Below are 9,167 nucleotides of genomic sequence, written 5' to 3' on the forward strand. Positions count from 1 at the left end.
TGGCGTTTTCCGCATCCGCCTAAGCGGGTAGGCCGATCGCCCGCAATGTCGCCGCGGTGAGTGTCTGCCTCAGCCCTTCGTAAGCGCTCCAACCGTTCTCGTCGGCACTGATGGCTTGCAGCGCCCGCGTGATTGTCATGGCTTGAGCAGACTCATGCTGTTCAAGTTCCGCCCAGCTGCAGGGCCAGGCCACCGCGCCGGTCGGCCGGGCGCGCGGTGAATAGGGCGCGATCGCGGTGGCGCCAACGTCGTTACGGAAATAGTCAATAAAAATTCGGCCCGTGCGCTTGGCTTTGCTCATCGCGGCGACGAAGCGGCCAGGCGCATCCGCCGCCATTCGCCGCGCGACGGCGGCGCTAAATTGCTTCACAACCGGAAATTTATGCTGACGCTGAAGCGGTACGACGACGTGGATGCCCTTGCCGCCGCTCAGCATCGGCAGGCTGGTAAGCTCTAGCGCCTCCAGCACGTCGCGCAAGCGCTTGGCCGCCTGCTTTACGATGTCGAAGCCGAGTGCAGGATCCGGGTCGAGATCGAACACAATATGGTCAGGCTTTTCCGGCGCATCGCGGCGCGAGCCCCAGATGTGGAACTCCAGCACGCCCATCTGCACGGCAGCCAGCAACGCCGCGGCGCTTTTGCAATAGACGTAGGTTTCATGCTTGCCCTTAGGGTTAAGAAAATCCTGCGACAGCCAGGCTTTGCCGAAGCCCGCGGTGGGGTGGCGCTGGAAAAAGCACTCCCCGGCGGCCCCCTCCGGGCAGCGTACGAGGCTGACAAAGCGGTCCGTCACGTAAGGCAGCATCAAAGGAGCGGCGCGCTGGATATAGGCGGCCAGATCGGCCTTGGTGAGGCCTGAGTCCGGATAGATCACTCGGTCCGGATGGCTGATATTCACCACCGCCAACGGTTTGGGCATTTCAGTTCCCACCTCCGTGCTGGGCTTGTCTTCCCTGAGCCCTGAAAAACGTCCGTGCCGGATCAATCCATCTGGCGTCCATCCGGCGAAGGCGATCTGCGCCACCAATTCCGGTTTTACCCAGGTCACGCCACGGCGCATGGCTGCCGGTACATCGCAAGCCGGGGTCGGGCGCCGGTGCGCATCGCGCCAGGCGGCGAGGCGCGCCAATGCGGCATCGGAAAACCCGGAGCCGACGCGGCCAGCATAACGCAGCGCGCCATTCTCCCGCAAACCCATCAGCAGGGAGGCGAAAGGGCGGCTTTTCCCCGATGCGGAGAAGCCCAGAATGACGAATTCCTGCCCATGATGGCATTTGATCTTCAGCCAGTCGGCATGCCGCCCGCTACGGTAGGGCGCGGTGGTGCGCTTGGCGATGAGCCCTTCCAGCCCATGCGCGCAGGTGATTTGCAGCAGCGCCTCGCCGTCGCCCGAAAAATCCTCGCTGATCTGCAAGGGGGCGCTGGTCGGTTGCGTGCCGATGAGGCGGCGCAATGCCGCCTTCCGCGCCTTCAACGCGTGTTTGCGCAGATCCTTGCCGTCATGCGTTAGAATATCGAACAAAAAGCAGGAAAGCGCCGTGCTGCCGTCTTCCAGAGCCGCGACCAGGGCGCCGAAATCCGTGATGCCATTTTTGCCGATCACGACGATCTCGCCATCGAGCAGCGTGCCTCGTAACTTCAGCGCCGCGACGGACGCAGCGATGTCGGGGAACCGCGCCGTCCAATCCAGCCCCGAGCGTGTGTAAATCCGCACATTTGCCCCATCCGTCGCGATGAGCGCGCGATATCCGTCATATTTGACCTCAAACAGCCAGTCTTTACCGTGCGGCGGTGTGTCCACCAATGTTGCCAGAGCGGGTGCGATGAAGGCGGGCAGCTTGGTCGCATCATCCTTGCGCGCCCAGACGCCACCGGCATGCGCAATCTGCTCCATGGTGCGGCCCGAAACGATGGAGCTGGTTCCGGTTTCCAGCAGGTCGGCATGCGTGCCCGCGAGCTCGTCACGCTCCTTGATCAGCAGCCAGTTCTCCCGTTTCTCGCCGGCGCGCGGACGCATCCGCACGAGCGCCCAGCGCCCACGCAATCGCTCGCCATGGAGCCGGAAAGCGAATTTGCCCTCTGCCAAGCCTTTCCGTGGATCGCCGATCGGCTCCCAACTGCCCGTGTCCCAAAGCATCACGGTGCCACCACCGTAATTTCCTTTGGGGATGGCGCCTTCAAAGCTGCCATATTCCAGCGGATGGTCCTCCGTACGTACGGCGAGCCGCTTATCCTTCGGGTCATAACTCGGACCGCGCGTGATTGCCCAGCTGAGCAACACCCCATCCAGTTCCAGCCGGAAATCGTAATGCAGCCGCGTCGCGTCATGTTTTTGCACGAGGTAGCGCGCGCCCGCCGCCGCCGTGCCGCCGCGTGGCTCGCGGGTCTCGTCGAAGCGCCGCTTCGCTCGATAGGGGGCGAGTGAGGGGGCCCCATGCACCTGCCTATTTGGCACGTTTCTTCTTCGCGGGGGGCGCTTCGCCCGGCTGGCTTGCGCGCACGCTCTGGCGCAGCGCTTCGACCAGGTCGATGACGTTGCCGCGCTCTCCTCCCGCGTCGGCAGGTGCTTCATCCACCACGACTTTGTTCTTCGCTTTGGCCTCAATCAAGGCGCGCAAGGCCTCGGTATAATGGTCGTGGAACAAATTTGCATCGAATGCCTTGGTTTTGCGTTTGATTAAATCCCGCGCCATGTCGAGCAATTCCGGGGCGGGCGCTGTCTCATCCACATCACGGAAAAACGGCGTCGCGGTACGCACCTCGTCGGCAAAGCGTAAGGTCTCGAGCAGCAATCCATCGCCGTAGGGCTTTAACGCCGCGATATATTCACGCCCTCGCATGACGAATTGCCCGATGCCCATCTTACCGGTCGCGCGCATTGCCTCGCGCAGCACCGCATAAGCCTCGTTGGCGAGCTTGTCGTTGGCCACCACGAAATAAGGCTTGTCGAAATATATGGGATCAATTTCACAATGATCGACGAATTGCACGAGATCGATCGTGCGCTTGGCTTCGAGTTTTACCTGGTCGAGATCCTCGTCGGTGATCAGCACATAGTTACCTTTGGAAAGCTCGAAGCCTTTGACGATATCGTCCGCATCCACACGGCCAACACCGGGGGCAATCTTCTCGTAGCGGATGCGCTTATGGGATTTAGCGTCAATCTGGTGGAAAGACAGGCGCTCACCGGATGCTATCGCCGAGACAAGCTGCACCGGGATCGTCACCAGAGCCAGGCGCAATTGCCCCGTCCATAGGCTCCGTCCCCCCGTGATCTTCGAGGGTGGCTCAGACCTGGCCGGGGCGCGCCGGTTTTTTGCGGACGCGACCATGAATGCTCCATCTGCCGTGGTTTTGTGCTATTGGAAGATGTGGCGCCGAGGCGCCGCCTGCAACGAGCCATATGATTGTTAATGCGCCGCTTACCTGGTGGGATTCTGGGGTCAGTGAGTGCTGCGGGCACTGCCTTGGCCATGTCGGCGCTCTGAGGAGGGGGGACAGAGGGGATGGGCAATGAAGCGATGCCGCTGAGGGTGGGAGCGGCCCTGCCAGACCCACCCTTTGAGTTCACCACCGCTGCCGGCCCGGAGGGCTTCGACGTCGCGCTCATGCGGCGTATCGCTGAGCAACTCGGCCATACCTGGCAACTGGTCCGCTTCACGGGTGCCGACTTCAACGGTATTTTTGCCGGGCTTGACGACGGCGCCTACGATTGCGTCGCCTCGGGTACCACGATCACGCCGGGCCGCGAACGGATCGCGGATTTCTGCGCGCCCTACGCGGTTTCTGGCCAGTCGCTCGTCGTCGACCCGAGCCGACACCCGAACGTCCATGGGATCGCCGATCTCAAGGGCTTGGTGATCGGCGTACAACGGGGGAACACCAGCCAGCCGATTGCTGACAGACTTGTTGCCGAGCACCGCGCCGCGCGGGTCCGGGTGTATGCATACGACGAAATTGAACAGGCGCTCGACGATCTCTCGACCGGCGGTTGTGACGCGTTCATGAAGCTCGCGCCTGTCACGGAATGGTTTGTCCGCGATCGCCATAGGCTCAGGGTCGTTGAGACGGGGATCACCCGCGAGCGCCTCGGCGTCTGCGTGCGCAAGGGCAACATTGCGCTCAGGGAGGCTATCGACAACGCGCAGGCAGCACTCGTGCAGGATGGCACGCTCTCCACGCTGATAGGGCAGTGGCTCGGGACGGAAGCTATGGCGCCCCCCACGAGGGCCACCGTAGTGCCGGACCGTGACACAGCGCGAGGAAGCAGCCGCTTTTTGAAAAAAGCGGCGCAAAAACTTCTTTTATGCTGGGCCATGGGCTGTGTCAGCGACAACGCCCATGGCCCAAAGTAGCAAAGTTTTTTTGCTACTTTTTGTTCACAAAAAGTAGCCTTCCTTTTTTACTTTTCCACCTGGCTGACATCCCGCACGGCGCCGCGCGCCGCATTGGTGGTGAGCGCCGCGTAGGCGCGTAGTGCTGGCGAGACGTTACGCTTGCGGTCCACCGGCTTCCAGGCTGCGGCGCCCTTGGCCTGCATCGCTTGCTGGCGGGCGGCGAGAACATCCGCGTTCACCTCCAGGCTGATCGCGCGGTTGGGGATATCGATCAGGATCGCATCGCCGGTCTCGACCAGGGCGATCAGCCCGCCTTCGGCCGCCTCGGGCGAGACATGGCCGATGGACAGGCCCGATGTGGCGCCGGAGAAGCGGCCATCGGTGATCAGCGCGCACGCTTTGCCCAGTCCCTTGGATTTCAGGTAGCTGGTCGGATACAGCATCTCCTGCATCCCAGGCCCACCCTTCGGACCCTCGTAGCGGATGACGACGACGTCGCCCGCCTTCACCTGGCCGCCGAGAATGCCGGAAACGGCATCGTCCTGGCTCTCATACACACGTGCCGTGCCGCGGAAAGTGAGGACGGATGGGTCCACCCCCGCGGTCTTCACGATGCAGCCCTCCGGCGCCAGGTCGCCGAACAGCACGGCCAAGCCGCCATCCTTGCTGAAGGGGTGCTGTGCCGAACGGATCACGCCATGCTCGCGGTCGGTGTCGAGTTCGTCCCAGCGGGCGGATTGGCTGAAGGCCACCTGCGTCGGTACGCCGCCAGGTGCGGCGCGGTAGAATGTGCGCACCTCCTCGCTGGTGCTGCGGCCGATGTCCCAGCGTGCCAGCGCGTCGGCCAGCGTGGGCGCATGGACGGTCGGCAGGCTGGCATCGATCAACCCGGCGCGTTCCAGCTCACCCAGAATGGCCATGATGCCGCCCGCGCGGTGGACGTCTTCCATGTGCACGTCGTTTTTCGTCGGGGCCACCTTGCACAGGCACGGCACGCGGCGGGACAGGCGGTCGAGATCCGCCATGGTAAAATCAACCCCACCTTCCTGCGCCGCGGCCAGCAAATGGAGCACTGTGTTTGTGGAGCCGCCCATGGCGATGTCGAGGCTCATGGCGTTCTCGAAGGCGCCACGGCTGGCGATGTTGCGCGGCAGGGCGGAGGCGTCGTCCTGCTCGTACCAGCGGCGGGCGAGATCAACGGCGACACGCCCGGCTTCGCGGAAGAGCTTCTCGCGGTCGGCATGGGTCGCCAGCACCGAGCCGTTGCCGGGCAGCGAGAGCCCGAGTGCCTCGGTCAGGCAGTTCATCGAGTTGGCGGTGAACATGCCGGAGCAGGAGCCGCAGGTCGGGCAGGCCGAACGCTCGATGCTCTTCACTTCCTCGTCGGAGTAGCTGTCGTCGGCGGCGACGATCATGGCGTCCACGAGGTCGACCGCGTGCTTGGCGCCCTTCATTACCACCTTACCGGCCTCCATCGGCCCACCCGAGACGAACACGGTGGGGATGTTAAGGCGCAGTGACGCCATCAGCATGCCCGGGGTGATCTTGTCGCAGTTGGAGATGCAGACCATCGCATCGGCGCAATGCGCGTTAACCATATACTCGACGCTGTCGGCGATCAGCTCGCGCGAGGGCAACGAGTAGAGCATGCCGTCATGCCCCATCGCGATGCCGTCATCCACCGCGATGGTGTTGAATTCCTTGGCGACACCGCCCGCGGCTTCGATCTCGCGCGCGACGAGCTGGCCGAGATCCTTCAGATGCACATGCCCGGGCACGAACTGGGTGAAGGAGTTCACCACCGCGATGATCGGCTTGCCAAAATCACTGTCCGTCATCCCCGTGGCGCGCCAAAGGCTGCGGGCCCCGGCCATGTTGCGGCCGTGGGTGGTGGTTCTAGAGCGGTATTGCGGCATGTCCTGACTCCCCAAGGATATGTAACGTTGTCGATGCTGGAGGGGCTGGTACGCCAGGATTAGAAAGATGTGAAATATACTATTATACGACAATAAAGTCTTTGGAGATATGAGTGGACGTTCGCCAACTTCGGCATTTCGTGGCAGTGGCCGAGACCCTGCATTTCGGCAAAGCCGCCGAGCGGCTCGGAATGACGCAGCCGCCTCTCAGCCAGTCGATCATGGCGCTCGAACATGAGCTCGGGGCGCCGCTCTTTGTGCGGACCAAGCGGAGCGTGGCGCTGACCGCGTTCGCAGCGCAGTGGCTGACCTATGTCCGGACCGCGCTCGACGGTGTGAAAGCCTTGCCGGAAGCCGCCCGGCGGCTGCGCGATGGCGAGGTGGGCCGGCTCGAACTCTCCTTCGTCAGTACCGCCGACTATAACATCCTGCCGGCACTCGTGCGCCGTTATGCGTCCTTGTATCCCGAGGTCGAGATCGCATTGACCGAGGCAACGAGCGACCAGCAGATCGCGGCGCTCCTGGACGGCAAGGGGCAGGCCGGCATCATCATCCCGCCGGAGCATAGCGCGCTGCCTGAATGTCTCATCTATCGGGAGCTGGTCTCGGAGCCGCTGATCGCCGCGGTACCGGAAAGCTGGATCGAGGAGGGGCGCCTGCAGGTCGCCGGAGGCGTCCTGCCCCCTGCGGCGGTGATCGAATCCCCGTTGATCGTGTTTCCCCGGCGCTCCGCGCCAGCCTTCTATGATCTGGTGATAAACTATTATCGCTTGCATGGCGGGCAAGCCCGCATCGTGCAGGAGGCGATTCAGATGCAGACGATTATCAGCCTTGTATCCGCGGGCATGGGCATCGCGCTCGTGCCCGTATCGTTGCGTCATTTGGCACGTACGGGCGTGCGTTACGTAAATCTTCAGGATGCGCCGCTTTCATTGAAAACGGGCATCGTATGGCGCCGTGAAGATCACGCCCCGACGCTGGAACGCTTTCTTGGCGTGATCAGGGAAACGCTTGAGTCGTTTTGAGTTGAAACCAAAGAGGGGTGCGCCCGGGCGCGGGCGATAGACGTCCCTGTTCCGCCGGTTCTGTCGATCACGGCGCGGCGTTGGGGCTGGCATAGCGAATGGTCGAGGATTTTTTCCATCGCCTCGACCGCCATCAGCCTGCCTCCGTGCTCAATCTCGTCAAGGACGCTAACGCGCCGCTACGCGGTGGCATCTAAGCGAGACCATCCCGGCAAGATTTCCACGCGGCGGCTTGTCGATGGCAGGTCGGGACGAAGGAACAGGCGCTTTTCGGATCGAACCAAGGAACATTTGACGAGTATCATCGGGGCAATCCCACGCATCATGCGATGCTTCGTGTCATGCGATGGCCTGATGTCCTAATCGGCGATGCCCTCGGCCCGGAGCGGCACCAGAACGCGGGCGAAGCTGGCGGCGCTGGCGGCTCCGGCGAAGGCGGCGCCGAGGGCCAAAGCGATGATCGGGGCGTGCCCGACGGCGACGGAGAAACAAAGGGCGACCAAGGCGGCGCCGAGGGTTTGGCCCATCAGCCGCGCGACAGTGACGATGCCGCTGGCCCCGCCGGCGCGGTTGGGCGGGGCGCTTGCCATGAGCAGCTTCAGGTTGGGGGATTGGAAGAAGCCGAAGCCGATGCCGCAGATTGCCATACGCCAGACGATATCAAAGTTGCTGGGATGGGCTGGCAGCAATGCCAACAAGATCATGCCCAGGCTCAACGTGGCAAGGCCAGCGCCGCCCAGCATGCCGGCGGAGTAGCGGTCCGAAAGCCGGCCGGCCACATTTGCCATCACGGCGACCATGATGGGCCAGGGGGTGATGAGGAAGCCGGTTTCGATCTGGCTGCGGCCCAGAGCCTGCTCCAGGTAGAACGGCAGCGCGACGAAAGCGAGGCCCTGCGTGGCGAAGGAGCAGATCGCGGTGATGGCGGAGAGGGTGAAGATGGGGATCTTGAACAGATCGACCGGCAACATGGGGGCTGTGTGCTGCGCCTGCCGGCGGAGCAGCAGGGCGCCGAGGATGAGGCCGAGGATAATTTCTGGAATGGCGAGTTTCAAGGCATCGCCATGAGCGGCGCCGCTCAAGCCGAGAACCAGAAAGCCGAAGGCGCCGGCATTGAGCCCGGCCAGAATGACATCGAAGCGGTGTTTGGCACGCGGCGTGGCGGGCAGCGCGCGTATGCCCAGCACGAAGGCGAAAATGCCAAGAGGAACGTTGATGGCGAACAGCAACGGCCAGGTGCCGATGGACAGGATCAGCGAGGCGGCGGTGGGTCCGACGGCGAAAGACGTGGCGACGACCAGCACGTTCATGCCCATGCCGCGGCCCAATTGGCGCTCCGGGTAGATGAAGCGGATGAGTGCGCTGTTGACGCTCATCATCGCGCTGCCGCCGAGGCCCTGAAACAGACGGGCAATGGTCAGGCTGGGGAGAGAAAAAGAGCAGGCACAAGCCAGAGAGGCAACCGTGAACAGAACCAGGCCAAAGAGGAAGACGCGCTTGTGGCCGACGATATCGCCGAGGGCCGCAAAGGGGAGTGCGGTCGCGATGAGGGCCAGCTGGTAGGCGTTGATGATCCAGATCGAGGCTTCCGGATTGGTGTGCAGGTTTCCCGCAATGGTGGGCAAAGCCGTATTCGCGATGGCGAGGTCCAACGTGGACATGCCCACCCCGAGCAACTGGGCGGTGACCGCCCAGCCGCGGCGTCCGGGCGGCAGGCCATCGAGCGGGATCAGGCTAGGCATTTGGGAGCTCCGCAGGAGGATGCGAGGAAGACCGTGGCGAGGGAAAATGCGGGAACCAGGTTTGCCGCATCGGCGGGGATAGAAACTTGCATGACATAGCCGCCTTTGGGCGCGCTGAGAGCCACGCCCGTTGAGAATGGGGCCGTG

General features: G+C 63.2%; 6 protein-coding genes. 2 read left to right on the forward strand and 4 right to left on the reverse strand.

The features are described from left to right. Positions 1–19: 19 nt before the first annotated feature. Together ligD and VGG47_RS06065 are read right to left on the reverse strand one after the other, a co-directional pair. Entirely contained in the window at positions 20–2,455 is a 2,436-nt protein-coding gene (gene ligD, locus VGG47_RS06060; RefSeq protein WP_331536462.1) for a DNA ligase D, read from the reverse strand. Beyond that, positions 2,445–3,332: a Ku protein gene (locus VGG47_RS06065; protein WP_331536464.1), complete on the reverse strand. Its 888-nt coding sequence runs from the start codon at positions 3,330–3,332 to the stop codon at positions 2,445–2,447. The genes ligD and VGG47_RS06065 overlap by 11 nt, the downstream gene beginning before the upstream one ends. A 174-nt stretch (positions 3,333–3,506) precedes the next feature. Here VGG47_RS06065 and VGG47_RS06070 point away from each other — a divergent pair, with 174 nt between their 5' ends. Continuing rightward, positions 3,507–4,355: an ABC transporter substrate-binding protein gene (locus tag VGG47_RS06070; RefSeq protein WP_331536466.1), complete on the forward strand. Its 849-nt coding sequence runs from the start codon at positions 3,507–3,509 to the stop codon at positions 4,353–4,355. Positions 4,356–4,402: 47 nt separating this feature from the next. Here the strand turns inward: VGG47_RS06070 and ilvD are convergent, their stop codons facing one another. Further along, positions 4,403–6,253, reverse strand: coding sequence for a dihydroxy-acid dehydratase (gene ilvD / locus VGG47_RS06075; RefSeq protein WP_331536468.1), 1,851 nt, complete (start codon positions 6,251–6,253; stop codon positions 4,403–4,405). A 113-nt stretch (positions 6,254–6,366) separates the two neighbouring features. Between ilvD and VGG47_RS06080 the strand changes: the two genes are divergently transcribed. Further along, positions 6,367–7,278 (forward strand): LysR family transcriptional regulator, encoded by a 912-nt coding sequence (locus VGG47_RS06080; RefSeq protein WP_331536470.1) that lies wholly within the window; start codon positions 6,367–6,369, stop codon positions 7,276–7,278. Between the two features lie 359 nt (positions 7,279–7,637). Here VGG47_RS06080 and VGG47_RS06085 read toward each other — a convergent pair whose 3' ends face one another. Then, positions 7,638–9,020, reverse strand: coding sequence for an MFS transporter (locus VGG47_RS06085; RefSeq protein WP_331536472.1), 1,383 nt, complete (start codon positions 9,018–9,020; stop codon positions 7,638–7,640). Positions 9,021–9,167: the final 147 nt, after the last annotated feature.

This window comes from Acidocella sp. (genome assembly GCF_036489515.1).
Classification (GTDB): domain Bacteria; phylum Pseudomonadota; class Alphaproteobacteria; order Acetobacterales; family Acetobacteraceae; genus Acidocella.

Bases quoted from the DNA above. Each gene is read 5' to 3' on its own strand.
- ilvD (WP_331536468.1), bottom strand. From the start codon at position 6,253: ATGCCGCAATACCGCTCTAGAACCACCACCCACGGCCGCAACATGGCC.
- VGG47_RS06085 (WP_331536472.1), bottom strand. From the start codon at position 9,020: ATGCCTAGCCTGATCCCGCTCGATGGCCTGCCGCCCGGACGCCGCGGC.
- VGG47_RS06070 (WP_331536466.1), top strand. From the start codon at position 3,507: ATGGGCAATGAAGCGATGCCGCTGAGGGTGGGAGCGGCCCTGCCAGAC.
- VGG47_RS06065 (WP_331536464.1), bottom strand. From the start codon at position 3,332: ATGGTCGCGTCCGCAAAAAACCGGCGCGCCCCGGCCAGGTCTGAGCCA.